This is a genomic window from Chryseobacterium sp. MYb328 (genome assembly GCF_037572595.1).
Classification (GTDB): Bacteria; Bacteroidota; Bacteroidia; order Flavobacteriales; family Weeksellaceae; genus Chryseobacterium; species Chryseobacterium pennae.
On the sequence record NZ_JBBGZQ010000011.1, the window covers coordinates 66,631 to 92,564 of the forward strand.

At 34.2% G+C, this 25,934-nt stretch carries 22 protein-coding genes and 1 other RNA gene; 10 read left to right on the plus strand and 13 right to left on the minus strand.

Translation table 11 applies throughout. The annotated features are described in order from the left end of the window. Window positions 1–15: 15 nt before the first annotated feature. From WH267_RS12605 to WH267_RS12645, 9 genes are all read right to left on the minus strand, one after another. Window positions 16–1,251 carry a DUF6625 family protein gene (locus WH267_RS12605; protein ID WP_340008661.1) on the minus strand — a complete coding sequence of 412 codons (1,236 nt, stop codon included), beginning with the start codon at window positions 1,249–1,251 and terminating at the stop codon, window positions 16–18. 1 nt (window position 1,252) lies between these two features. Continuing rightward, window positions 1,253–4,303 carry a lantibiotic dehydratase gene (locus WH267_RS12610; RefSeq protein ID WP_340008663.1) on the minus strand — a complete coding sequence of 1,017 codons (3,051 nt, stop codon included), beginning with the start codon at window positions 4,301–4,303 and terminating at the stop codon, window positions 1,253–1,255. Beyond that, window positions 4,300–5,454 (minus strand): lanthionine synthetase LanC family protein, encoded by a 1,155-nt coding sequence (locus tag WH267_RS12615; RefSeq protein WP_340008665.1) that lies wholly within the window; start codon window positions 5,452–5,454, stop codon window positions 4,300–4,302. The genes WH267_RS12610 and WH267_RS12615 overlap by 4 nt, the downstream gene beginning before the upstream one ends. Then, complete coding sequence (locus WH267_RS12620; protein WP_115970151.1) at window positions 5,447–6,364, minus strand: LLM class flavin-dependent oxidoreductase; 918 nt, start codon at window positions 6,362–6,364, stop codon at window positions 5,447–5,449. The genes WH267_RS12615 and WH267_RS12620 overlap by 8 nt, the downstream gene beginning before the upstream one ends. Window positions 6,365–6,425: 61 nt before the next feature. Next, a complete protein-coding gene (locus tag WH267_RS12625) occupies window positions 6,426–6,611 on the minus strand; it encodes a class I lanthipeptide (protein WP_115970152.1) in 186 nt (61 codons plus the stop codon). A gap of 172 nt (window positions 6,612–6,783) precedes the next feature. Continuing rightward, window positions 6,784–7,623 (minus strand): carboxypeptidase-like regulatory domain-containing protein, encoded by an 840-nt coding sequence (locus tag WH267_RS12630; RefSeq protein WP_340008669.1) that lies wholly within the window; start codon window positions 7,621–7,623, stop codon window positions 6,784–6,786. Between the two features lie 395 nt (window positions 7,624–8,018). Next, a complete protein-coding gene (locus WH267_RS12635; RefSeq protein ID WP_340008670.1) occupies window positions 8,019–9,644 on the minus strand; it encodes an AMP-binding protein in 1,626 nt (541 codons plus the stop codon). A 59-nt stretch (window positions 9,645–9,703) separates the two neighbouring features. Beyond that, a complete protein-coding gene (locus WH267_RS12640; protein WP_123318050.1) occupies window positions 9,704–10,378 on the minus strand; it encodes a beta-carotene 15,15'-monooxygenase in 675 nt (224 codons plus the stop codon). Continuing rightward, window positions 10,371–10,862, minus strand: a complete 492-nt coding sequence (locus tag WH267_RS12645; protein WP_115970156.1) for an RNA polymerase sigma factor — start codon at window positions 10,860–10,862, stop codon at window positions 10,371–10,373. Before WH267_RS12645 ends, WH267_RS12640 begins: the two co-directional genes overlap by 8 nt. Window positions 10,863–11,145: 283 nt before the next feature. On the opposite strand from WH267_RS12645, the gene rnpB reads away from it, so the two are divergent. From rnpB to WH267_RS12660, 3 genes are all read left to right on the plus strand, one after another. After that, an RNA gene (gene rnpB, locus WH267_RS12650) (RNase P RNA component class A) lies at window positions 11,146–11,469 on the plus strand. 176 nt (window positions 11,470–11,645) lie between these two features. After that, on the plus strand, window positions 11,646–12,176 hold the full coding sequence (locus WH267_RS12655; RefSeq protein WP_340008673.1) for a hypothetical protein: 531 nt from the start codon (window positions 11,646–11,648) through the stop codon (window positions 12,174–12,176). 47 nt (window positions 12,177–12,223) lie between these two features. Beyond that, window positions 12,224–12,808 (plus strand): glycine-rich domain-containing protein, encoded by a 585-nt coding sequence (locus WH267_RS12660; RefSeq protein ID WP_115970158.1) that lies wholly within the window; start codon window positions 12,224–12,226, stop codon window positions 12,806–12,808. A gap of 18 nt (window positions 12,809–12,826) precedes the next feature. Here the strand turns inward: WH267_RS12660 and WH267_RS12665 are convergent, their stop codons facing one another. Then, complete coding sequence (locus WH267_RS12665; RefSeq protein WP_340008676.1) at window positions 12,827–13,696, minus strand: polyphosphate kinase 2 family protein; 870 nt, start codon at window positions 13,694–13,696, stop codon at window positions 12,827–12,829. 213 nt (window positions 13,697–13,909) lie between these two features. Continuing rightward, window positions 13,910–14,374: a DUF1573 domain-containing protein gene (locus tag WH267_RS12670; RefSeq protein WP_115970160.1), complete on the minus strand. Its 465-nt coding sequence runs from the start codon at window positions 14,372–14,374 to the stop codon at window positions 13,910–13,912. Window positions 14,375–14,502: 128 nt separating this feature from the next. Between WH267_RS12670 and WH267_RS12675 the strand changes: the two genes are divergently transcribed. From WH267_RS12675 to WH267_RS12700, 6 genes are all read left to right on the plus strand, one after another. Beyond that, the gene (locus WH267_RS12675) at window positions 14,503–17,118 is read left to right on the plus strand and encodes a valine--tRNA ligase (protein WP_340008679.1); all 2,616 of its coding nucleotides are present in this window, start codon (window positions 14,503–14,505) and stop codon (window positions 17,116–17,118) included. A gap of 93 nt (window positions 17,119–17,211) precedes the next feature. Further along, a complete protein-coding gene (locus WH267_RS12680) occupies window positions 17,212–17,847 on the plus strand; it encodes a DUF4241 domain-containing protein (protein WP_123318055.1) in 636 nt (211 codons plus the stop codon). A gap of 65 nt (window positions 17,848–17,912) precedes the next feature. Next, window positions 17,913–18,803, plus strand: a complete 891-nt coding sequence (locus tag WH267_RS12685) for a ribokinase (RefSeq protein ID WP_340008680.1) — start codon at window positions 17,913–17,915, stop codon at window positions 18,801–18,803. Between the two features lie 90 nt (window positions 18,804–18,893). Beyond that, entirely contained in the window at window positions 18,894–19,736 is an 843-nt protein-coding gene (locus WH267_RS12690) for an alpha/beta hydrolase family protein (RefSeq protein ID WP_340008682.1), read from the plus strand. Beyond that, window positions 19,736–20,380, plus strand: coding sequence for an HD domain-containing protein (locus WH267_RS12695; protein WP_340008684.1), 645 nt, complete (start codon window positions 19,736–19,738; stop codon window positions 20,378–20,380). Before WH267_RS12690 ends, WH267_RS12695 begins: the two co-directional genes overlap by 1 nt. A gap of 113 nt (window positions 20,381–20,493) precedes the next feature. Continuing rightward, window positions 20,494–21,012 (plus strand): hypothetical protein, encoded by a 519-nt coding sequence (locus WH267_RS12700; protein ID WP_165852190.1) that lies wholly within the window; start codon window positions 20,494–20,496, stop codon window positions 21,010–21,012. Between the two features lie 63 nt (window positions 21,013–21,075). Here the strand turns inward: WH267_RS12700 and WH267_RS12705 are convergent, their stop codons facing one another. Then, window positions 21,076–21,306: a hypothetical protein gene (locus WH267_RS12705; protein WP_115970166.1), complete on the minus strand. Its 231-nt coding sequence runs from the start codon at window positions 21,304–21,306 to the stop codon at window positions 21,076–21,078. Between the two features lie 132 nt (window positions 21,307–21,438). Further along, complete coding sequence (locus WH267_RS12710; RefSeq protein WP_123318057.1) at window positions 21,439–22,329, minus strand: DUF72 domain-containing protein; 891 nt, start codon at window positions 22,327–22,329, stop codon at window positions 21,439–21,441. 207 nt (window positions 22,330–22,536) lie between these two features. On the opposite strand from WH267_RS12710, the gene WH267_RS12715 reads away from it, so the two are divergent. Further along, complete coding sequence (locus WH267_RS12715; protein WP_340008686.1) at window positions 22,537–25,740, plus strand: TonB-dependent receptor; 3,204 nt, start codon at window positions 22,537–22,539, stop codon at window positions 25,738–25,740. Window positions 25,741–25,934: the final 194 nt, after the last annotated feature.

The window sequence follows — 25,934 nt, forward strand, 5'->3', positions numbered from 1 at the left end:
AAATGCGGATAGTTTTTAATAGATATAGTATGCATTTTCGCTGATACGGTTTCTGGTATTATTTATACTTATTTTATAAGGAATACTTTCTTCATTTTTAAAATGAAAATCAATCGTACTAATTACCTTTTTACTTTTTCCTATCCACTGATTATCTTTAAGCTTATAAAGAGAAAATTGATTGTAATGAAGAGTTTTTTCTAGTACATTGATAATGATAAGTTTGTTCTGATCTTGCGGATAAAATGTAATATGGGATTTTCCAATTTTATATGATTGTTCTTCAAGAAAATTAATGTGTTGCTTCTGTGGGTAAGAAACAAGCTTCGATTTGAACAATAAAAGACTGTAGTAGATCTGTCTCTTGTTTTCCTTTATTTTTTCTTTTATTTTGTTTAAAGAATAAGTGAACTTATTGAATGAATAATGAATGCCCTGTGGAGAAATTGAAAAATTGCCTTTAAATTTAATCGGATCAATAAAGAAATACGGATTGTCTTTAACATTGATAAGATGAATCAATAGGTATTGCTTTTCAGTTATACTATTAATAATATTTCCTTCTATCCAATGATGAACTACTTCTGAATAGGTGAATTCCTGTACTATATCTTTATGGTAATACTTAATTTCCTTTTGAAGTTCAAGCCTTCTTAAAACAAGAGTAAAGCTTTCAATTTCAGTAGCAATATCTGTGATGTCTTTGGTATGAATAAGGATAAATTCAAAGTTACATTCATCAAAACAAAAGTGTCGTCTATTTTCTAAAATATGAGCGTAATCTTTACTCTGTTTAAAAAGATTAATGCATTGCTCATTGTTTCTGAATAAAGTAAAGAATCCCGCAGGATAATTTTTAAGAGGCGATATCACATCATATTTTTTCAGCATTTTCTCGGTAATAAAATATCGGATATTACCAAAAACAATATCAATATCACAATATCCCCAAAAGTCATAATTTTTCAAATACTCCTGAAAAATAAGACCATAAGTAGGTTTAAAATCACATAATTTATAGCCATCTAAAATATTGATGGAAAGGTTCAGTTTTTCACTGGCAATTTTACTGAATTCACTTAGATCTTTGATTTTTATAAAATGAACATTGGCTATATGAAAAGGGGCTTCCAGATTGGTAAATATTAAAAAGTCTACATCCGAATTGTATTGGCAACTGAACAAGAAATGGTCGAAATAGGAGGGCCAGCTTTTCCCGAAATAACAGTTTATTAAAGCAATTCTAGTCATTCTATGTCAGTTTTTTCATATTTAATAATGAATCATAACTTTTGTGTAAAAAATAATACAAAATAGACTCATAGAGATTAGGTTTTGAGGCAAACATTCTGTTGATAAACATATGAATGTAGCTTATTACTAACGATTTAACCATTTGTTCAGACTGTAGCTTTCTAATGTCAACAATATAGCTGGCAGTTTTTTTTGTCCTGATGTTTACTATTTTATTAAAGTCATTATTTTCCGTCAAAAGATTGAGTAGATCGCTTCTGTTGTTTCTATATTTATCTTTTAGGGCTGTTTTAGAATCTTCATCCACCATATTGCTGTATCCATGGGCTAGCTGGTTCATGATATCTCTCTTTTCAGTTGGGTTATAGCCAAAATCATCCAGGATTCTATCAACTCCTACAATGGCGAATTTCCAGGTAACTGTTTCTGTTAATTCTGCTTCTTTTAATAAACTGCAAACACATTCACTGTCAAAATGGAAAATACTTTCCATGTGATCAATAGTAGATTCTCCATATCGTTCGATCTCTCTGTTGTAGGTATCCATAACGATTTTATGGATGATCATTTCCTGAGTCAAATATTTATCAAGCAGCTGATAAACCTGATTTGAAATGTTATGATTCTCAGATGAAGTTAAAAAACGAAGTCTGATATGGTGATCCGGATCGCTATATCGCATGAAAAACCATTTTTTGATAATCCCTTTTTTAATAAGGTTATTGGCAAATTTACAAATGACATTTTTGATAATCTGATCGGTAGCCTTTGGGCTGCAATAGATCTTATAGAAAAGCCATTCGCTTCCTGGAACGAAATTTCTAATTACCATATTTTTAACAGTAGGAAGTGGCAGTATTTTATTTTTTTTACTGCTTATATTATTCCATGGAATGAGAAATTCATTACTGTGTTTATTTCCATCAATATCTTTTACAATGCTTTCATACTGATGAGATAGGCTTTCAAAAACACGTATGTTTTTTTCCTTGTTAAGATGATCAAGTAATATTTCCAGAGACACATCCTCATTCATAAATACAGGAAGCTCCATATCTCTTTCTGCAAATGTAAAGATCTCAGGAATTTTCCTTTCCTTTAAATAATCTCTGAAAATGTTTATAGATGCTTGTTTTCCATTAAAAATTTTGTCATAAGACAGTTGCCATGATGTTCTTGATAAAATAACATTATTGACCATGACCCTTGGAAGATAGTCATAATTGGTAAACATGCCCCAATTCCAGGAGTAAGAAGGACTAACATTTTGATACTGGAGATCACAAAGAAAATGATAAAGAGGTACTTTATGTAAATTATAATTGTGAGCAGACGAAAGACTTGGAATAACTTCTTTATTGTATTTTTTAGAACGAAGGATAATTCTATCATTTTTGATAGAAATCATCAGATCATTCAGATAAATTGGTTCACTACCAGTGCTATGAGGAGTAAGAATTGGGATTTCGTATTTTCTTAAACAAGGTCTAAGAAGAATATTTCCAACTCTTGGTTGTGGAGTATGAGCAATTTCGGCAATGATTTGATTTTCAAAGAAATTTTCTTCCTGCAATAAAGCTGCTTTTACAGATTCTTCCAACTGGTCGTCCAGATGACAAAAACGTCCGATAAACGTTGATGATGACGGTCCATCTGTGAATTTATTGAAAATGATAGGTTGTTTTTCCTGATCCTCATAAATTTGTACGAGCGAAGACATTGAAAACGGAACATTTTTATTTTCATGTAAAAATGGTGCCAAATCATCCTGTGTAAGCTGTATTGAATGATGATTGTTTTGGACAGCATCAATTAATTTTTTACCTAAAAATTCATTCCATTTTAGAGATCCTCGAACTACATTGGAAGTGTTTTCAGATTTAAACTGAATTCCCTCAATCAAATCAGGAGTGTCGTGATCCGAATGTAATGGATAATTGATACCTGATAAGGGGTCAAGTGCTAATAATAAAGGAATTTCCTGCTGATCGTATCTTGCTGTAAATGCTTTTTTGAAATTTTCCAGGTCCTCAATAGTGTCTTCTGCTCCAATTTGAAAAGCTAAGGAAATTACCTTTTTAAAATCTTTAAAGATATTTTTATGAAGTGAATTAGAAGTATTGCCTTTTAATAAATCAGTTTGAAGAATGTTTTTCTTGTTGCTTATAATTCCTATGGTATTTAAGATTTGGTAAATCTTATCAATAGCATTACCTATTTCGTGGGTTTTATTTACTTCCTGTACAATTTCAAATATGGAAATGAGCTTAGTTATAAGCTGTACATCATCATTATTATTTTTTGAAGCAGGGATCTTTATTTCTTTTAAAAACTGATAGATGGAATCCTGAAAATGTTTGTCAGTCACTTTTGGAGAAAGTTCACTGACAAGAATTTTTGAATCGATAAGTTCATTGATGTAGTCAAAGCTATCTTCATAAGAAATATCCTGATTAACCAATATCTCTATGATGGATGAAAGTTTTAGTCCACTTTGACAGGCTTTTATAATTGAGTTTAGGTATTTATTTTTTTCTGTAGAAATAACTTCATAATTCAGCATTGCAACCTTTGATGAAGGCTCAATATAGCGATATTTGTTTTTAGTGCTGTATATCGTATTGTTGGTATAGAATTTACAGGATTGTCTTATAAATATTTTTTGCTCTAATAGTTCAACAATATCATGGATAACCTGCATGTCTAATCTGGCATGCACTTTATCCTGTTTTTTATCCAATGTTATCAGGGTATGATCATCCCACTGTCCCATGCTTACTCCGGCATTGGTGCCAAATGGAATTGTTCTGAAATGTATTCTTAGCCAATACTTAAGTAATGATTTTTTCATTTTATCAACTTTCTCCTTTGGAAGTTTTTTTTCATCCCAAAGAATAAGCTGGTCATATAAGTCTGGTGAAGATAGATAAATGGCTTTTCGGAAACTCTCTGTATTGATATCTTTTTCCCACTCTTCAATACTTGTTTGTGGAAACGAAGGAGTTCTCAGTACATAAAAGTTTAATCTTTCTATATCGTTGTATTTCATCCTATGTTCATTAAATAAATTTTATCCCAATCCTTAGCTTTGTCAGGATATTGATAATCCAATAATACCATTCCTACTCCGGAAATACCTTCCAGAAGCCCGGTATGCTCCACCCATACATCATTTTTAGGATCATAAGGGAACTTTATTCCTTTTTCCAGTTGTTGTAATGTAATAGACATCCAGTAATCGTGAGCTTCTTTGAGTTCCTCTCGGTGAAAAATTTTGAAAAATTTATTGAAAATATGTGATATTCCCGATGTACCATGACAAATTCCTGTGTCGATACAATCATGTGTTGTACTAGAAAATACGCCTGATTTATCCAACCTGATTTTTGCAGAATTTAAAACCATATAAAGGCTGATATCTTTAAGGGTTTCATCCTGCAAAACGGTATAGGCCTTCCATATGCTGAGCGCTACACCTAAATCGCCATAGCACCATGCCAGCCTGTTTGCTAATTGTTTTTCACCGGTAACCACATTTATCTTGGAAGGAAATATATGAGCTGCATTTTTATTTTCTTCATAGAGGTTTATAAGAAAGTTAACAGTTCCTCTGATTAATTTCTCACAAGTTTCTTTCTCACAGTTTTTATGATAACATTCTGCTAAAAAAGAAATGATGGATGGTAAACCATGTGCCAGGCCAAGATCGCAGATATTATCCTCTTTTACTATATGATCAATCCAAAAAAATGAATTGTTTTGTTCATGTTTTAAATGGTCAATATATGACACTATTTTTGCTACTGTGTCAAATCTTTGAATTTCAATAAAATAAAGACCTAATCCAATAAGACCTGTGAATAAATCATATTCTTTTTTGTCTACACAGGTAGCTAGTAATTCTAAGAAAAATTCGATAGAATCTTCTTCTATTGCATCAATATCTTCATCAGTAATAATGTCGGCAGTATGTAAAAGCCTCATAAAATAGGTTACCGCCAGACTGCCACTGGCAAATGAATAATAAGGAGCTTCAGAAGCCAGGTCGATGAGAGTTTCAACTCTTTCAATCTCTACATCCTCATGGTAAAATAATGAATAATAACTACTGCCCAGGCTGAAGGTAATATTTTCAGCTTTGTCCTCATTGCATTTTTTTGAAATTTCGTTTAGAAAAAAATCAATTTTATCTTTATACATATTGGCTTAATATTTCGATAGCGGTTAAAGAATCTTTGTGTGTTCTGGAGATATTATTAAAGATAAATTCATTGTATCCATAAAGTTCTTTGAACTCCAGAAGTTTTTCATGAAAAAAGTTTCCGTCTCCGATAAGATTTATACTATTTAAATCATTATTGGTACTGCTTTTGGCAACTTTTATTGCTTTTTGTTTTGTTTTATGACAGCAGCCAGAAAAGGTCAATACCATTGAAGGTTCTTTTCCATGTTTTGCTTTGTATTCTGCTTTAAAGTTTTGTAACTCTTCTTTTAAATAGTCTTTGTTGGATCCTACATGAAATATAGATCTTGCAAAGTTAAGATCATGCTGTAAAGACACATTCAATCCGGAATGTGAAGAGCCCATATACCATACATCAGGAATATTACCTTTATAAGGTGGAATAATTAAATCTTTTTTAAGAAATTCACTTTCTTCCCTTAAGAAACTTAAAGTAGATTCCAGTTTTGGAAGGAAAGATGAATAGTAGGTATCCTTATCAACACCTGCATTAAAGTATTGAAAATCATATTCACCAACCAAACCTTTTACAAATCCAAGATCTATTCTTTTTGGGTATAAGCTGGACAACAGTTTGTAATTATGAGCTACTCTGAATGGACTTTGCAGAGGCAGAATAATTCCTGCAATTCCTATTTTTATTTTATCTGTTAATCCTAATAAGATGGGAAGTAGCATTTCAGGAGTAGACCAGGCCATATCATGTGCTTTTGAAAAATAATTTTCAGTAACCCAGAATCTTGAGAAACCAATTTCGTCTGCTCTTGTAGCATAATCGATGATGTCGTATAATGACTTTTTAGAATTGTTGAGTGAATTTTCTCTGATTCCAAACTCTAAAAGACCTATTTTTAATTTTTTTGCCATGATAAGCTTTTAAAAGCAGCTACTCCCTGGGGAGTAGCTTTCTTTTGTAAAATGTTCTGATTTAGAATGATCCGCAGATACATGCATTAGAAGATCTAGTACTTCCGGCTGTACATGTCCAGTGTGTACAGTCAGCAATAGATGTGAATGCTAATTTTCCTGCCTTTACAGACTTCATTTCGTCAGAGTTCAATTGTGATAACTTCTCTTTTTTAAGAGTTAACTTTTTTGTAAGCTTTTTGCTCATGGTTAAAAAATTTAAAATTTACCTACTCGTTAGCTTTTCGGTTTCCGCTTTATATGTATTAATTGTAATACCTTATTGATTGATAATGCTATGTGTAATACCTTGTTTTGGAGAATAATTGGAGGTGTTAAAAATCTTCAAAACAAAATTTATTCTTGTTTTATCCAACGAATTACTTGCGTTTATCTTTATTGTAATTAACATCTATATTGGAGATAAAACTTCCCATGCTGGTCTCCCAATCTCCCTGACTCTGATAATGATATAACAGATCATTTGACAATGTCTTCTTGGCTGATATTCCAAATATGAAACCTGTATCCTCCTGAGGAATACTTTCTACGAGTTGTAAGGTAATAGCCAGTTTATCCAGATGAGTGTATATGAGTTTATATTCTTGAAGGTCAATTGTTTGCCAGCCTGTCGTAGTGGTTTTAAATATTATATTTTCATTAAGAAGGGATTCATAAGGCAATCCATCCTTAACGCTATATATATTTAACTTTAAAGTAATTTCTTTAAATCTTGAACTGGGAATAATATGAAAGCTATAGCTGTTAAGCTTAGTCCAGTTGTAAATATTGAATATTTGACCTTGTTCAATGGTAGGAACGTTTTGATCAAACATTTTAGAGAAGGTAAACATAGGTCTTTTTTTTGCCCCTATTATTTCTCTTTTAGTTTTTTGTCCTGTCAGATTAATTTCCCGAATGGCATTCACCTTTTTGCCTAATTTGATATCAGCATTTTTGATGATTTCATTTACTGTAAGCTTTTTACTTTCATATCCGTTAGCTTCAATGATGACATAATCATTTTTATTCGTGTTATTAGGAATCTCCAAAGAATAGTTACCATTGATATCGGTAATCGTACTTACTTTTTCTTTCCCTATACTTATTGAACTATATGAAACAGCTTCTCTATCTTCATTCGTGACAGTACCCGAAATTTTTTGTGAAAAAACAGGCATAGTAAGTAATAAGGCGCAGATGGCCATTACAATCCTCATCGTGGTTATTAGATTTTAATTATTAATTTTTTCTTGAGCCAATATAGGAATTAATTTGTATTAATCACCATCTTAGGAATAAAATAGTGGTATTTTTTTTATTGTATATGTATTATTTGGCTATAATATGTGTGTTATTTTTATAATATGTCAAAAAACAATATTGAATTTGCAAACGAGTAAAATCTGTTTGTTGTTATTTATTGAAGGGGCAATTAGCTTGTATATATTCATAATAATTCTAATTTTAATGATATATATAAATTGCAATTTCATTTTTTATTAAAAAAAACAAAATTCACCTTGAATTAGGTGAATTTTTTGTCTTTTTTATCTCATTTTTTCAGTGGAAAATGATTTTTTTTACACTGCTAATGTTTAACCGGTGTTTTTAGTTATAGATTTTTTACATTTTCCAGTCCCAATTCTTTCATAGAAATCTCCCGCATTTCCACTTTTCTGATCTTTCCTGAAATGGTCATTGGAAATTCATCCACGAATTTCCAGTATTTCGGAACCTTATAATGGGCAATTTTTCCTTTACAATAGTCTAAAAGCTCTGTTTCAGTGATTGTAAATCCTTGTCTTACTTTTACCCATGCCATTACTTCTTCGCCGAATTTTTCACTCGGAATGCCAATGATCTGAACATCCAGAATATGGGTATAGGTATATAAAAAGTCCTCAATTTCTTTAGGTGAAATATTTTCTCCACCACGGATGATAAGGTCTTTAATTCTTCCGGAAATAGTAATATATCCGTCTTTGTCCATCACTGCCATATCTCCGGTATGCATCCATCGGGCATCATCCAGTACTTTTTTTGTATTTTCCGGATCATTCCAGTATTTCAGCATAACAGAGTAGCCTCTTGTACAAAGCTCTCCATGTTCACCACGTTTCAGGATTCTTCCGTTTTCATCAATAATCTTGATCTCAAGGTGATCCTGAACGGTTCCTACTGTACTGACCTGTTTCTCCAATGGAGTGCCAATTAAAGTCTGAGTAGATACTGGAGAGGTTTCTGTCATTCCATAACATATACTCATTTCTTTGATATTCATCAGACTTTCCACTTTTTTCATGATTTCAGGAGGACAGACTGACCCAGCCATTACCCCGGTTCTTAAACTTGAAAAATCATAAGAGTCAAAATCTTTTACCGCAAGTTCGGCAATAAACATGGTAGGGACACCGTAAAGAGAAGTACATTTCTCATCCGAAACAGCTTTTAATGTAATGTCCGGATCAAAACTATCATTTGGTATGACCATGCAGGCTCCATGAGTTGTACAACAGATATTTCCGATAACCATTCCGAAGCAGTGATAAAAGGGAACAGGAATGCATACACGGTCTTTTTCCGTATACTTGAGTCGGATACCAATAAAATATCCATTATTTAAAATATTATGATGGGAGAGGGTAACTCCTTTTGGAAATCCTGTGGTTCCCGATGTATATTGAATATTGACAGGATCATCGAACTGTACATGTTCCTCGAAACTATGAAGAACCTCATCAGAAATCTCCTGTCCGTTATTCACAAATGCTTCCCAGGTATCATCAAAGAAAATTTCGTGCTCCAAATTAGGACAAACCTCCTTGGCGTATTCCACCATTTCTTTATAATTGCTGGTTTTAAAGCTTAAAGAAGAAAAAATAAAACGGATTTCAGACTGATTGAGTACATACGTAAGCTCATGGGTTCTGTAAGCCGGATTGATATTCACTAAAATGGTACCGATTCTGGCAGTAGCATACTGTAAAAGAACCCATTCATAACGGTTGGAAGACCATATTCCTATTCTGTCTCCTGCTTTGGCTCCTAAAAATATCAGGGCCTTAGAAATGGCAGTTGTTTGATTATAAAACTCCTGATAAGTTGCTCTGTAATCCTGATGAACACTGATAAGTGCTTCTTGGTTTGGGAATTTTTCTACAGTACTTTTAAGATTTCCTCCAATAGTCTGTCCTAATAATGGAATTTCAGATGCTCCATAAACATATGATAAAGGCATAGTAAAAGATTTGGTGAAATAAAATTAACAATAATATCTTGAACTATAGCCTATGAATGCTAATTTTCCTGTGAATCGATCTCCTTTAGCTGTTTCAGGTTTTTATCCAGTTTTTTGATGATACTACCATATACCAGTTTGTAGTAAAACCAGATCATAGATACAGCAAGAAGCGTACTGACTGTAATTCCAACAATAATGATGGTGAGATTAGAGTTGGTAGGCTGTATATTTTGAGTGTTTAAAGTATAAAAGATAAAGGCAATTAATACAAATGTAAACATAAGCAGCAATACAATGCTGATAAGAATAAATGCATTGACGGTCTTCTTGAATTTAATAATCCGGGTAATAAGCCCTTTAAGATTTTCTTCAATTTTGATTCTTCGGTAGTTCTGATAAAATTTCAGTACAAAATAAGCCGTAATCAGTAAGCTTAGAATTTTAATAGCAAGATAAAAATGTCCGAAGTTGTTTTCTACCTCTGTGGCTTCCTGAGCTCCCAACCTTTCAAGCACATTACGGAAGCTATCCGATTCTTCCTCCTGAAAGAAGTAAAATAACCCCAAAACTGAAAAAAACATAAACTCTACAACACTGATCCAGAAAATATACTTTACATAATTGCGTGATTTTCTGTTCAACATCCGAAGAATCTCACTGTTGTCATATTTTGGCTCTACAGGTTGTTCCTGCCAAGTCTTCTTAAAGCTATCTAAATCAAATTCAGGCATATTTTTCCATCTGTTCTTTAAGGGTTTTCTTTAATCTGTTCATTTTCACGCGTGCATTGACTTCAGTGATTCCGAGGTTTTCTGCAATATCCTTGTAAGGCAGATCGTCAAGATACATCATGACAATGGCTCTTTCTATATTAGGAAGAGTCTTGATGACAGTGTACAAAAGCGAAATCTGTTGTTGTTTTTCATCATCATCTTCCACAAAATCTCTGTGGTTGATATCCAGTTCATTGGTAGGAAGGCTTTTGCTTTTTTTTCTAAAGAGGGTAATGGCTGTGTTAAGCGCTACACGGTACATCCATGTTGAAATCTTGGAGTTTCCTTTGAAAGAGTCATAACTTCTCCAGAGTTGCAATACAATTTCCTGGAAAAGATCCTCTTCATCTTCCAGCGAATTGGTATATAAGCGCGATACTTTAATAATCAGGCCCTGATTATCTTTGATGAGCTGCGCAAATTCTTTTTCTCTGGAATTCATAGATGTATAATGGCACGAAGATAATAATAATGTGGTAATTGGAGAAGAATAATTATGGAGAAATCGAAGATAATTTGAAGCCTGAAGCCTGAAGCTGGAGGCTGGAAGTTATTTTAGAGATTTATTTTAAAACTAACCTTAAAATATGATCAGGCAGCCTTGAAAAAAATAATATAAAATGTGTGATAGCTCAACCTTTGTACCTCAATAACTTCCAGCCTCTTCCTTCCAGCTTCCGGCCTTTCTATACTTTTACAGTAAAATTTCTGTATCTTTGCGCCCACGAGAAAATCGGCTTGTTGATTTCCCGTTTACGGGAGGTAGGAAAGTCCGGACACCACAGAGCAGCAAAACGGATAACATCCGTCACCCGTGAGGGTAGGACAAGTGCAACAGAAAGCAAGTACAGTTCGGCTGTAGTGAAACCAGGTAAACTCTTTGCGGTGCAATGGTAAGTATATCGGTTCTTTTCAGTAATGGAAATAGGGGCGGCTCGTCCTGAAAACCGAGGGGTAATCAGCTCAAGTTTTGCAGCAATGTAAGACGTAGATAAATAACAGGCACTTCTTTGGAAGTACAAAATCCGGCTTATAGATTTTCTCGTTTTTTTACAATACAATTTTCTAAAGTACTTTTTCCTGAAATTATCATTGCTGTATGTATTTGTAATATAGTATTTTATGTTTTTGTAATTCCAATATAAGACCTTTAGCAGGCTAAATAAGACCTATCAACGACTTTTATATTTTTCTGTTATCTCAAATTTGTCTTAAAGAGACCGAGATGAAAACAGAAATAACTTTACAATCAGTTCCGGAAGAAAACCCTGGCTTTATTGCTATCATACTCTATCTGGCTTTTATATACGGATTATTTTGGGTAATTAATCAAGGCCTGATCTATCTTTTCCGTGATATAACAAACGAACTATTAGTAAAAATACTCAATAATATTATATGGATAGGATATATGTTTTTACATTATAAAGTTGTAAAATATTTTCTTTATCTGATACAGAGACAAAGAAGAAGTCCTGTTATTCTTCCTGTTTTGAGTATTTCAGAAATGGGAATAAATTATTATACAGAAAGCAAGAAAACAGAATGGAAAGATATTTCAGAAATACAGATTATAGATGCGGTACTTTCTGTAACTGTGGATCTTAATTCAGAAAAAGATTTTAAACTGAACCTATTCAAGACAGATCTTCAAAAACAAATGACGCAGGACAATTTTGAAAAATTACTGGAATATCATTATAAAAAAGACGTATATATTTACAATACTCCATCATCCTGCGGATGTGGATGCTGATTGAATACTCGTTTTAAAAAAGCATTAATCAATTAAGATTTTAACCTATGAAACCTGAATTTACCTCCGTTTTATTAGACAATACCCAGCTTGATTATCTCCAAAACCCTTTATGGAAAAGGATTTCAGATTATCAGATTGACCAGGCAGAAGTAGTTATTCCTTTTTCCAGAAAATTGGCTCAAACTGAAGGTTGGGCAAGAAGATTTTGTATGCTAGCCATTGAAGAATATAAAAAATTTGTTTATTTATGCTGTATCTCCAAAAATGGAGCATCTCCTTCTATAACAGTAGATAAAGTATGGCATCTGCATCTACTGTATACCACCGAATACTGGAAAGAATTCTGCCCGAAAATCCTCGAAAAAGAATTGCATCATTTCCCGAATGTAGGCGGAATTAATGATTATCATAAGCATCAGGACTGGTATCTGGAAACCTTAAAACTTTACATCCATATTTTTAGACAGAACCCACCCGAAATTTTTTGGAGGATTCCCAATGAAATTATACCTTTCCTGTTACCGGAAAATGAAAGTAAAATAAAAACTACCAAACAGTTTACATGGAAAAAGACCTTTGAAAATTTGCATTCAAAAGTCTTTAAATATATTCACGGTACATCGGTCTAAAAACAAATTAATTCCAAATTACTCTTCCAGTAACTGTTTTTTAGACTGTTGAAGAGCTTCTTTTTCTTTTTCCGAAAGTTGAGGATACTTAAGGTCCATTTTTTCCAGAGTATCTATAATGATCTGAATTGCTGCCGTTCTGGCAAACCACTTATTGTCCGCAGGAAGCACGTACCATGGAGCATGATCCTTTGATGTTTCGTTGATTGCTGTTTCATAAGCTACCATATATTGATCAAATAATGCTCTTTCCGGAAGATCTCCTGTAGAAAATTTCCAGTTTTTTTCCGGTTCATTGATTCTGTCCAATAGTCTTTTCTTTTGTTCATCCTTAGAAACATTCAGGAAAATTTTGATAATGGTAGTACCGTTTTGGGCAAGATGCTTCTCAAAATTACGGATGCTTTCATAGCGGTTTTCCCAGAATTTATTGTCAAAATCCTTTACAGAAGACCATGTTTTTTCACTTAAATTATATTCAGGATGAACTTTACAGACCAGAACACTTTCGTAATGTGAACGGTTAAAAATGCCAATCATTCCTTTCTGAGGTAAGGCCAGATAATGTCTCCACAAAAAATCGTGTGAATATTCCCTTGAGCTTGGCGTTTTAAAGCTGGTTACATTACAGCCCTGAGGATTCACCCCTCCAAAAACATGTTCTATCAGGCTGTCTTTTCCAGCAGCATCCATGGCCTGAAGAACGACCAGAAGAGACTGGCTTCCGTCAGCATAAAGCCTTTCCTGTAATTCACGAAGTTTCTCTTTTTCCTGAATTAATAATTGTGTTCCTTCTTCTTTGGTAAGCTTTCCTTTGTAAGAAGTAGAAGCTTTTTTAATTGAGAATTTTCCATTTACCCTAAAGTCATCTGAGAAATTGGTGTCCATATAATATTTTTTTATTTAAAGATAAAAGATAAAAGATAAAAGATAAAAGATAAAAGATAAAAGATAAAAGATATTGCCGTTAAAAAACAATTCCCATATGTATACCCACACGGATATCAACATCAATAGAGGTGGTTTTAGCCAAAACTCAAATATAAATATAACAAAAAAACCGCCCCAATAGAGACGGTTTCCTTATTTTTTAGTAGAGAACTATTTCGCAGCAGCCTTTTTAGCAACTTTTGCAGCTTTTTTCTCAGCTTTAGCAGCTTCTTTCTGCTCAGCAGGAGTTAATACTTTTGCTTCAGGAGCATTAGCATCTACGTTTCCTTTGATGTAGATTACACTTCTGCTGTTGGCAGGGTCATTAGAGAAAACCTCAATCATTTTGTTGAAGCCTCCTGTAAGAGCTGTGTTATATCCTACTTTGATCTTAGCAGTTTTTCCTGGCATGATCGGATCCTGGCTGAATTCAGGAGTAGTACACCCACAAGATGGTTTTACATTTGAAATGATCAAAGGCTTATCACCAGTATTTGTTACTGTAAAGAATCTTGTACCATCTGAACTAGGCTTAATATTACCGTAGTCAAAAGTAGTTTTATCAAAGGTAATAGTTTGTGCAGATGCAAGGGCAAATGTTCCGAATAATGCAATTCCTGCGATTAATTTCTTCATATTCTTGAATGTTAATATGTTTGTTAGATAAATTTTGTGAAACAAAGTTAAAAATTATTTTAATTCATGCTTAAAAATTTTTTTCTTTAGACTATTTTTGCAAATTGCAAGCCAAAGAAATAGAATTTATGCAGATTTCAGAAAAGTACAATCCACAGGAAACAGAACAAAAATGGTACAATTACTGGTTGGAAAACAAGTATTTCCACTCAGAGCCTAATGATAAACCACCATATACCATTGTTATTCCACCACCAAACGTGACAGGAATATTACACATGGGGCATATGTTGAACAATACCATTCAGGATGTTCTGGTCCGTCGTGCAAGAATGCGCGGATTTAATGCTTGTTGGATTCCGGGAACAGATCACGCTTCCATTGCTACCGAAGCTAAAGTTGTTGCTAAACTGAAGTCTGAAGGAATCAACAAGTCAGATATTACCCGTGAGCAATTCCTTGAACACGCTTGGGAATGGACTAATAAATACGGAGGAACAATCCTTGAGCAGCTTAAAAAATTAGGGTGCTCATGTGACTGGGACAGAACCCGTTTTACATTGGAGGATAAGCTTTCTCAGCAAGTTATCAAAAGTTTTGTAGACCTATATAACAAAGGTTTGATCTACAGAGGATACAGAATGGTAAACTGGGATCCGGAAGCGAAAACCAATATTTCAGATGAAGAGGTAATCTTTAAAGAGCAGAACGGAAAATTATATTTCCTTAAATATAAAATTGAAGGTTCAGAAGAATTCCTTTCAGTTGCCACTACACGTCCTGAAACTATTTTCGGGGATACTGCGGTATGTATCAATCCGAATGATGAGAGATATGCTCATTTAAAAGGTAAAAATGTAATCGTACCTATCGTTAACAGAGTAATCCCTATTATTGAGGATGAATATGTTGACATCGAGTTCGGAACGGGAGCTTTAAAAATTACCCCTGCACACGATACCAATGACTATGAGATCGGGCAGAAACATCAGCTGAAAATGATTGATGCGCTGGATGATGACGGTAACCTTAACGAACATGGTTTACATTATGCAGGACAAAACAGATTTGAGGTAAGAAAGCAGATCGCAAAAGAATTAGAAGAAAAAGATCTTTTACTAAAAGCAGAAGATTATGTAAATAAAGTAGGAACATCTGAAAGAACAGGGGCAGTGATTGAACCTAAAATTTCAGTACAGTGGTTCCTTAAAATGTCTGAAATTGCTAAACCTGCATTGGATGTCGTAATGGATGACGAAGTGAAATTCTATCCTGAGAAGTTTAAAAATACTTACAAATACTGGATGGAAAACATCCGTGACTGGAATATTTCCCGTCAGCTTTGGTGGGGTCAACAAATCCCTGCGTATTATTATGGGGCAGGAGATGAAGATTTTGTAGTAGCTGAAACCAAAGAAGAAGCTTTAGAATTAGCAAAACAAAAAACAGGAAATCAGGAGTTCACTGTAGAAGATCTTAGACAGGACGATGATGCATTGGATACCTGGTTCTCTTCATGGCTATGGCCAATGTCTGTATTTGACGGATTACTTGATCCTGAAAATAAAGATATCAACTATTACTATCCAACTTCTGACCTGGTAACAGGACCGGATATTATCTTCTTCTGGGTAGCAAGAATGATCATGGCAGGATTGGAATACAGAAAAGAAGTGCCATTTAAGAACGTTTACTTTACAGGAATTGTAAGAGATAAGCAGAGAAGAAAGATGTCTAAATCTTTAGGAAACTCTCCGGATCCGCTTGAGCTAATGGATAAATATGGAGCTGATGGAGTTCGTGTAGGAATTTTATTAAGTTCTGCAGCAGGAAATGACCTTCTTTTCGATGAGGACCTGATGCTTCAGGGAAGAAACTTCATGACGAAGATCTGGAATGCTTTCCGTCTGATCAACATGTGGAATCATGAAGATAAGCCAGCAATCGCTACAGATAATCAGGCAATCGAATGGTTCGAAAATAAATTAAATAAAACCATTGTTGAAATCAACGATCAGTTTGAAAAATTCAGAATTTCTGATGCCCTTCATTTGATTTATAAACTAATTTGGGATGATTTTTGTGGTTGGTACCTTGAAGCTATCAAGCCTAACTATGGAGAAGGTATTTCTAAGGAAGTGTATAACAAAACAATATATTTCTTTGAAGAACTGATGAAGCTACTTCATCCGTTCATGCCTTTCTTAACAGAAGAATTATGGCAGACGATTTCAGACAGGAATATTGAGGAAGCTTTAGTCGTTGCCCTGCAGAAAGAGGCTGGTGTATTTGATGAAGCTGTTATTAAAAACTTTGAAACTGCAGCAGAATTGATCTCGGGAGTGAGAAATTACCGTCAGACCAAAGGAATTTCACCAAGGGAAGCCGCTGAAATTTATACCAATGCTTCTGAATTCGCTAACGAAGCAGTAGTAAGAAAATTGGCCAATGTTTCTGAAATCCATTTCGGACAGAAAACAGATAAGCCAAGCTTTACATTCCTTGTTGGAGCAACAGAAGTTTCTATTCCTTTAAGTGAAAACTTAGATTTAGGAGAAGAAAAGGCTAAAACTGAAGAAGAATTAAAGTATCTGAAAGGATTCTTAATCTCAGTAGATAAAAAGCTTTCCAACGAAAAGTTTGTGGCTAATGCTAAACCTGAAATTGTAGAGGTAGAGCGTAAGAAACAAAAAGATGCTCTTGACAAGATTGCGATCCTGGAAGAGAAGCTGAAGACTTTGTAAATTTAAAATATAGGCAATGCATTGCTTAATAATCAGGCTGGGTACAGATGAATAACTTGTATCCAGCCTGATGGTTTAAAGAAAAGAAATAAAATGACACATATAGAAAACATAAAAAAACTATTTTCGAAGGACTTTGTAGAAAGTCCCTTGTTAGAAAGTTTTGAAGTAGGGAAGATCTATCTTTCCAGTGGGAAACTGGTGGCTTGCGATCCTTTGATCACAAATGATATGCTTCCTTTTTCTACAGAATTTCCAAAAGGAGAATTCTCTGTAATGTTGCATAAAGAAAGAGAAAGCAATTGTGTAGCCTATGCCGAAATTGTTTTCAATACTGCCGAAATTACAGATTGGAAGTTGGCTACCACTGCGGGGCAGAACATAAAAGAACTGGCAGAAGAAGAGGTTTTTGGATATCCGGTAGAAAGTGGTATGGGCTGTTTGATGGATGTGGATACCCAGAGCAGTCTTAATGAGCTGGAACAGAAACTTTATCATAACAAAGGTGCCGATTTCATGGGAATCTACGAAGAGTTTTTCCATGAGTATTTCTTCGATGAAAACGGAGCAATAGATCAATATGCATTTTTAAAACCTTCGGAAGATCATCCCGGAACTATATTCGCATTTGAGACCGGATATGGGGAAGGTTTTTATGCCAGCTACATTGCTTATGATAAAAATCAAACACCAGTGAAAATTATTACAGAATTTATTGAAATAAGTTAGGTAAAATTAATTATTTTTGGCACGGAATTTAGTCTGTTATAATTTTTAAACTAATATCAAACACAATGAATTTCTCATCAGAACAACCAAAAATTATCGTTGTAGGAAGCTCCTCAATAGATCTTGTTTTGGAAACCGATAAACTTCCTTTACCTAATGAAACAGTACTGGCTGTAAACTCAGAGAGTTATTTCGGAGGAAAAGGAGCCAATCAGGCAGTAGGAACCGCAAGATTGGGGGCAAGCGTTTATTTTATAGGTTGTGTAGGAATGGATCCTCTTGGGCAGCAAATCATGAGAAATCTGGTGAGCGAAAATGTGAATGTAGGCTTTGTACATGAAACTGATAAAGAATCAACGGGAACAGCTTATGTAACTACTTCTGAGGGAAATGCTGCTATTGTAGTAGTCCCTGCAGCCAATAAATATCTTAATAAATCTCATATTGATGAGGCTGACCGTTATTTCCATACTTCGGACCTTGTCCTTGTACAGCTTGAGGTTTCGATGGATGTTGTGGAATATACAGTGAAAAAGGCCAAAAAATATGGCAAAAAAGTTGGCTTGTACGCTTCTCCCGCTATGAGAGTAAGTGATGAAGTTCTGGAAGATGTAGATTTTATTGTAGCTAAAAGCAATGAACTGTTCATTATTTTTGGAGAAGAAAAAAGAGAAGAAGTTCTAAAAAAATACTTTAATAAGGTGTTTGTAAGGGATGATACCAATTCTACCATTTATTTTGACGGGACAGAAATGAAGTATTACAGGAAGAATAAAGAAAAGACTGTTTATAAGATGGGGATGGGAGATGCATTTACTTCAGGATTTGCAATCGCACTTTGCCATGGGAACTCTGTGGAAGATTGTGTGAAGTTTGGAAATGAGGTTTCATCGCGCGTTTCCGGAGGTAAAGGTTCACAGACCGGCCTGCCGAGAATGTCAGATTTCTTTTCTTAACGTTATTTACGGCATATCGAAAGTTTAAAACTAAGCATTAAAATATATCGAAAATGTCCACTTTTATAGTGGATTTTTTCTTTTTATCCTATGGAAAAACTAATATTTACCACAGAGGACCAAGCTTCCGTGACCGCTCATCTTTTTCAGCCTGAGAAGAATAATGGAAAGTTATTGCTGATCAACTCGGCAACCGGTGTGAAGCAGCAGATATATTTTTCATTTGCCCAATATTTTTCTGATCAGGGGTTTACTGTAATTACTTATGATTACAGAGGAATAGGGTTGTCTAAACCTGATAATATGAAAGGGTTCCATGGATCTATGAGAATTTGGGGCTCAAAGGATTATAAAAGATTAACGACATATATTAATGATCAGTTTCCGGAATATAGGAAATTTTGCCTGGGACATTCTGTAGGGGCTTTAATTCTGGGTATGAATAAAGATTCTGAAATGTTTGAAGAATTTGTATTTGTAGGAACCCAAAACGCTTTTGTTGGAAATTTAAAGCTGAAAACGAAGATTGAGGCCTATTTGGGATTCGGTATTGTACAACCATTAACTACTTCATTATTAGGGTATTTTCCTGCAAATTGGTTCGGACTTGGAGAAAGTCTTCCGAAAAATTGTGCATATGACTGGAGAACCTTAATTTTAAATAAAAAATCAACCAACAGGCTGTTGGAGAAAATTGATGATTATTCTAAAAATTTAACGCAGAAAGTATTTGTAATTCGTGCTGAGGATGATGTATGGCTGACAGAAAAGGGGGTTATGAGTCTTTTAAACAATACCTATCCTAATCTTAAACCTACATACAGGCTGGTAAAAACTGCAGAGTCTGAGAAAAAAGAAATCGGGCACATTAATTTTTTTAGAAGTTATAATCACAAGCTCTGGAATATTATTTTAAATGAATTGATAGATTAATGAAAAGTACAATTGACAACACGGTAGAATTTGTAAAGGAAAAACTAGAGGGAGCCGAAGCAGGACATGATTGGTTCCATATTGAAAGAGTATGGAAGCTTTCCAGAAAAATAGCCGAAACAGAAGACTGTGATCCTGATGTGGTAGAACTGTCTGCATTATTACATGATATTGCAGATCCTAAATTTCATAACGGAGATGAAACGATAGCTCCTAAAATATCCAGGGAATTTTTAGAAAAACAAAATGTTCCTGATGAAACAATTAAAAAGGTTTTATTTGTAATAGAAAATATTTCTTTTAAAAACAGAAGTCAGGCACCGGAAAATCCACCTATCGAACTGAAAATTGTACAGGATGCTGACCGTATTGATGCCATTGGAGCCATTGGTATTGCCAGAACATTCAATTTTGGAGGCTTTAAAAATAATCTGATGTATGATCCCAATGTTCAGCCCGATTTAAATATGTCTAAGGAACAGTATAAAAAATCGAATGGAACAACCATTAATCATTTTTATGAAAAATTGTTGCTGCTAAAGGATCTGATGAATACTGAACATGGTAAAAAAATGGCTCAGGAAAGGCATGATTATATGCTGAATTTCCTTGATGAGTTCTATAAAGAGTGGAATGTAGATTAACATTCTCTCAAAAATTCTGAAATGAGTATCTTTGCATTATGGTATTTTTCATTCTTGTTATCTTTTGGGCGTGTATCTTTTCTTTGATTTTGTATAAAGTAAAATCAGGAAGAATGGCAAAATGGGCAAGACTGTTCCGTATTGTGACAGTAGTTTCTTCAATCTCTATTTTTACTTATTGGTTTATTAAGAAGAGTGCTGTGGCATTTGTTGATAATTCTGTAGGGTTACAGGTCATCAACAAGCTTCCGCAAGCTCTGGATTTCTATCTGATCAACGTCAATAAAATTGACAAGAATACTAAGCTTGAGCCGAAGCATATCGGAAAAATACGTCCGGAATATTACAGGGTAGAATACCTGAAGATGGATAAGTCTGATGAATACTGGATTGTAGGTTATCTTGGAAAGAAGAATCTGGTTTATTTTTCACAACATTCGGTTCCTAATAAAAATATTGACCAGATTGTAGAAGTACAGAATTATATCAACCAAAGCATGAAGCTGTCCGAAGCTGCCAAAAAGCAGGTGGATTCCTATAATTATGAAAATACAAAGCTTGGAATCTGGATTGCATTGGATTTTCTGCTTTTATTTCTCAACCTTGTTCTCCTTCTGAAAAAGAATAAATAAATTATATATTCTCTCACAGATTTTGCTGATCCGTTATTTGCAAAATCTGTGAGAGTTTTATTTTTAAGGATAATCCAGAATGTGCATAATTTCTTCTTTACATTCCTCAGGACATGCTTTTATTAATTTATCCATATTTTGTTTACTGATCTGGTGAGGTTCTAACCATTCCGTTTTATTGGAGTTCAGACTGTGATTGTCATATACTCTTTTTATAGTATGGTCTTCATAAAAGATATATTCATCTCCAAGCCAGTTGCTGGAGACACTGATTTTACAGATTTCCTTTTTCATGTCATTTATTTTTTAAGTATACCTTATCCATACTGAATAGGGTATTACTCTAATGTATAAATTTTTCTGTTATGAAAAGGTATTTACTGTAATTTGAGCAGTAAATTAAAATTAGTCTATTTAAAATTTTAACTAAAACAGGGTTCCTGTGCTTTCAGTAGCCATTTGCGGAATATGAATGTCTGTTTTCCATTCTTCATTCATTTGTTTGATGAAGTAAGCGGAAAGGAGGGGAGATGCTTTTTCAATATTCTGGTGAACAAAAAAATATAGATTTTGAAGACCTTCTTTCTTCCATTGGGAAAGATGTTTTAACCAATCATTCAGTCTTTCATAGTCACTTTCTGCATTGGCACCCACATAACGGATGAAGGCATTGGGGGTTGTAAGACGCATATGAAGCATATCTCTTCTTCCTGCAGTATCTACAATGATATTTGTAATGTTATGGGCTTCAAAGAGCTCGCAGGTTGTATTCAGAATCTCCTCATCGGTAAACCATTCCGTATTTCTGAGTTCTATGGCAAGTGGAACTTCTTTAGGCCATTCCTTTACAAATTTTTCCAGTCTGTCATAATCTTTAGGTTTAAAGTTATCATGAAGCTGAAGGAAAGCCATTCCCAGTTTTTCATCAAAATTAATTATAGCTGATGCAAAATGAGTAACGGGATCTGTAACATCGATGAGTCTTCTGAAGTGAGAAACGGTATTGGTGATTTTTGGAAAGAATTTGAAATTTTCAGGTGTTTTTTCTTTCCAGGTTTTCACCTGATCCGGAGTAGGCATTCCGTAAAAGGTTGCATTTAATTCAATGGAATTAAATTGAGTGGCATAATAGGTCAGTTCATCCTTGGTTCCTTTAGGATAGAATCCTTTAAGATCTGTTTTGTTCCATTTGGCACATCCGATAGAAATATTTTCCAGACCTTTTTTATTAAGGCTTAAAATTTCTTTGGTTCTGGAGTGATCTTTGGGAAGGGTGAAGTCTATTTTTGACGGGTCTTCTACTTGTCCGAATTTCATATTAAGCGATTTTAAACTTTAAAATTAAGCATTTTTTTGCTGTAATCTTCATGGAAAGACCGAAAAAAGATATCATAAATCCCTTGTGTGTATTAAGTTTTTTTTAAGGAAATGTTAAACTTTGTGTCACGCTATGTTAATTGTATGTTACCATACTTCATGTTTTATCAATCTAATTTTACGACAAGTTTTGTAGCATTAAAAATTATGAAGAAAAAATTGATTTGTGCTTTTGCTTTATTATCTTTTGGATTTGCATTTTCACAGGAAACCAGCTCTAGAATTTTTGGAAGATTAAAAGGAATTTCTTCTGAAGTTACGATAAAGGTAGTGCATGTCCCTACCAATAGTATCTTTGAAACTAAAAGTAATAGTAAAGGACAGTTTAGTTTAGATAATCTTCAACCGGGAGGGCCTTATAGAATTGAGATATATGATGGTTCACACGTTATATATGAAAATCCTAATTTACAACTTTCTTTAGGAAGCAATGACTTGCCAATAGTAGAGATTGGCAGTAAAGAGAAGTCTATTGATGAGGTAAAGATTACTTCAAAAAAAGCTAACGTAAAATATGGAGTTGGGATCAGCCAGACGCAAATTTCAGGACTTCCAAATATTAACAGAGGAATTCAGGATGTTACCAAATTGGTTCCTCAAAGTGCCAATAACTCTTTTAATGGAACCAATTTTCGTTATAATAATGTGACAATTGATGGTTCTATCAATAATGATGCAATTGGTTTCAGTCCCTCATTAGGAGGTCAGACCAGTACTTCAGGGATGCCTGGAAGCAGTACTCGTTCTAATTCTATTAGCTTGGATGCTATTCAGGATGTGCAAGTGTATATTGCTCCTTATGATGTAAAGCTGGGAAATTTTCTTGGAGGAAGTATCAATGCGGTGACCCGAAGCGGAAGTAATGACGTAACAGGTTCCCTGTATGTGTATGGTAGAAATGCAGCAATCACAGGTAGAAACAGAGTAGGTGATAACTCCAAAATGCCAAGTGGTTTTTCCGATTTTATATATGGTGGTAGAGTGGGCCTGCCTATAGTAAAAGATAAGGTTTTCTTATTTACTAATCTGGAATATACCAAAAGGGTAGATCCGATATTTTATAATGCCAATGATCCTAATGCACTGATAGATGAATCCGTTGCCCGGAAACTTTCAGATTTTGTACAGCAGAAATATGGATTCAATGTAGGCGGTTTTAATGGATATAATAATTTTTCTGAAAGTGCTAAGCTTTTTAATAAGTTAGATTGGAAAATCAATGATAAACATACTTTATCCATCAAAAATAATACAGTCTTTTCCCAGGCATCCAATCTTGAAAGGGATGGTGCTAATTTCAGATTTTCCAGTATGGATTTTGTGCAGAAAAATACAGCATCTACAACTACTCTTGAATTGAAAAGCCGTTTTAATGATCAATGGAACAACAATTTGGTGGTTGGGTATTCTTCTATTCATGATTATAGAGATCCCACTTCTGGTAATGCAATGTTTCCACAGGTTGAAATTACCCATAACGGTGGAACTATTTTGTTAGGAAATGACAGGGAGGCAACTGTCTTCAATATGAAACAGAAGACCTTCGAAATTACGAATAACCTAACTTATAAAACAGGGAATCATACCTTCTTGCTGGGAACTCACAATGAGTTATACAATATCAATTATGGTTTTGTAAATGCTTTAAATGGAAGGATATCTTATAAATCACTAAATGATTTTTATAATGGCACTCCTGCAAGAGTAAGAGGGACATATCCTTTTGGCGGAAACAGCAGACAGGATCTTTTTGACAATCCTTATGCTCAATATAAAGTAAACCTGCTTTCATTATATCTGCAGGATGAAATTAATTGGGGAAGAGTGAGACTTTCACCAGGGGTAAGAGTAGATTATACAGATTTACCTAACAAACCACAGCTTAGTCCGCTTGTAAACCAATCTCCTCAGGATTCTTATTTCGGAAATACTTACAACTATACTCCGTTGAGCCAGCTAACCAATAGTTATCTTAACAAGCCGACACTATCCCCAAGACTTGGATTTACCATTGATGTTACAGAAGACAGATCTATGGTATTAAGAGGAGGTTCCGGTATTTTTGTAGGAAGAATTCCGTTTGCATGGTTAGGATATGCTTATTATAATGATGGAGTTGGTTTTGGAAGTTACGATATCAATGGACCAACAACAGCACAGATTGCTCAGTACGGAGATCCATTGGTAGGAACTAATCTTGCGAATTGGCAGAATCCAAACAAAGATCCAAAATCCTCTAAAGTACAGGTTGACCTTATTGATAATAATTTTAAAATGCCAAGAGTCTGGAGAAGTTCCCTGGCATTCGATTATACTCTTGCAGGATATAAGTTGACATTGGAAGGTATTTATACGAAAGTATTGTATGATCTGAAATTTCAGCAGGTGAATAAAACAGATAATGTAACGTATTACAGCTATGATGTGAATCATGAAATGCCAATTTACACAACCAATATCAATAGCAAGTTTTCTAACGCCTACCTTTTATCCAATACAAAAGAAGGATATCGTTACAACCTGACGGCTCAGATTTCAAAATCATATAATTTTGGATTTAATTTCTTTGCAGCCTATACGTATGGTGATGCGAAAGATATTACGAATGGTATCAGAAACTCAATGGAAAGTAACTGGCAGATGAATCAATCGTTGACACCAAATGACCCTAAGTTGACAACTTCCAATTTTGCAATCAAGAACAGAATTGTAGCTAACCTTGGATATGCGTTTAATATTTCCAAATCCAACAGATTATCTACCAACGTATATTTTAATGCACAGTCAGGAAACCCTTTCTCATGGGGATTTATAAACAGTACAATTGCCAATACGGGACAGGCTGCGGGTCTTGCTTATATCTTTAAGGATGCTGCCGAAGCTGCAAAATATATTGTTCCTATAAAAGATGGATCAGGAAACGTAGTGGTAAGTACCCAGCAGCAGGTTGCTGATTATGAGAACTTCGTTAATAATAATGACTATCTGAAATCAAGAAGAGGGAAATTTACGGAAAGAAATGGAGATACAACGCCTTGGAATATTCAGGCAGATATCAGAATTATGGATGAGATCAGATTGAGCGAGAAATCTAAAAATAATATCCAGATCTCTCTAAGTATCATCAACTTTACTAACCTCTTGAATAAAGATTGGGGGAAAGTATACTTTGTACCTAATACGTTTAATTCTACAGCAAGTGTAGGACTTACTAAAACTGGAAATATAGCGGCAGGCCAACCTTCAGCCGGAGATCCTACTTATAACTTCAAAACGCCGGGATCAGCTTATACCATTGATCAGTTTGCATCAAGATTTCAGGCACAGGTGGGGGTGAGATATAATTTCTAAATGCTATTTTATTTTACTTCAATATAATTCTTTTTTATAGGCTCGGAATTTTTTCCGGGCCTTTTGTTTAAAAAATAGATACATTGCTTTGATTGGGAATGTAATCAATTTAAAATGACCCGAAACTTTCGGAGTGAATGTCTCTCAAGAGTTTTTTATATTTTGAGTTGCAAATAAAAAAGCACGCCTTACGA

Excerpts from the sequence above, each read along its gene's own strand:
- WH267_RS12700 (WP_165852190.1), top strand. The coding sequence starts at position 20,494 with ATGGCAAAATGGGCAAGACTGTTCCGTATTGTGACAGTAGTTTCTTCA.
- WH267_RS12665 (WP_340008676.1), bottom strand. The coding sequence starts at position 13,696 with ATGGACACCAATTTCTCAGATGACTTTAGGGTAAATGGAAAATTCTCA.
- WH267_RS12645 (WP_115970156.1), bottom strand. The coding sequence starts at position 10,862 with ATGAATTCCAGAGAAAAAGAATTTGCGCAGCTCATCAAAGATAATCAG.
- WH267_RS12680 (WP_123318055.1), top strand. The coding sequence starts at position 17,212 with ATGACACATATAGAAAACATAAAAAAACTATTTTCGAAGGACTTTGTA.
- WH267_RS12605 (WP_340008661.1), bottom strand. The coding sequence starts at position 1,251 with ATGACTAGAATTGCTTTAATAAACTGTTATTTCGGGAAAAGCTGGCCC.
- WH267_RS12615 (WP_340008665.1), bottom strand. The coding sequence starts at position 5,454 with ATGTATAAAGATAAAATTGATTTTTTTCTAAACGAAATTTCAAAAAAA.
- WH267_RS12715 (WP_340008686.1), top strand. The coding sequence starts at position 22,537 with ATGAAGAAAAAATTGATTTGTGCTTTTGCTTTATTATCTTTTGGATTT.
- WH267_RS12690 (WP_340008682.1), top strand. The coding sequence starts at position 18,894 with ATGGAAAAACTAATATTTACCACAGAGGACCAAGCTTCCGTGACCGCT.
- WH267_RS12640 (WP_123318050.1), bottom strand. The coding sequence starts at position 10,378 with ATGCCTGAATTTGATTTAGATAGCTTTAAGAAGACTTGGCAGGAACAA.
- WH267_RS12695 (WP_340008684.1), top strand. The coding sequence starts at position 19,736 with ATGAAAAGTACAATTGACAACACGGTAGAATTTGTAAAGGAAAAACTA.
- WH267_RS12670 (WP_115970160.1), bottom strand. The coding sequence starts at position 14,374 with ATGAAGAAATTAATCGCAGGAATTGCATTATTCGGAACATTTGCCCTT.
- WH267_RS12710 (WP_123318057.1), bottom strand. The coding sequence starts at position 22,329 with ATGAAATTCGGACAAGTAGAAGACCCGTCAAAAATAGACTTCACCCTT.
- WH267_RS12635 (WP_340008670.1), bottom strand. The coding sequence starts at position 9,644 with ATGCCTTTATCATATGTTTATGGAGCATCTGAAATTCCATTATTAGGA.
- WH267_RS12630 (WP_340008669.1), bottom strand. The coding sequence starts at position 7,623 with ATGAGGATTGTAATGGCCATCTGCGCCTTATTACTTACTATGCCTGTT.
- WH267_RS12620 (WP_115970151.1), bottom strand. The coding sequence starts at position 6,364 with ATGGCAAAAAAATTAAAAATAGGTCTTTTAGAGTTTGGAATCAGAGAA.
- WH267_RS12625 (WP_115970152.1), bottom strand. The coding sequence starts at position 6,611 with ATGAGCAAAAAGCTTACAAAAAAGTTAACTCTTAAAAAAGAGAAGTTA.
- WH267_RS12610 (WP_340008663.1), bottom strand. The coding sequence starts at position 4,303 with ATGAAATACAACGATATAGAAAGATTAAACTTTTATGTACTGAGAACT.
- WH267_RS12685 (WP_340008680.1), top strand. The coding sequence starts at position 17,913 with ATGAATTTCTCATCAGAACAACCAAAAATTATCGTTGTAGGAAGCTCC.
- WH267_RS12705 (WP_115970166.1), bottom strand. The coding sequence starts at position 21,306 with ATGAAAAAGGAAATCTGTAAAATCAGTGTCTCCAGCAACTGGCTTGGA.
- WH267_RS12660 (WP_115970158.1), top strand. The coding sequence starts at position 12,224 with ATGAAACCTGAATTTACCTCCGTTTTATTAGACAATACCCAGCTTGAT.
- WH267_RS12655 (WP_340008673.1), top strand. The coding sequence starts at position 11,646 with ATGAAAACAGAAATAACTTTACAATCAGTTCCGGAAGAAAACCCTGGC.
- WH267_RS12675 (WP_340008679.1), top strand. The coding sequence starts at position 14,503 with ATGCAGATTTCAGAAAAGTACAATCCACAGGAAACAGAACAAAAATGG.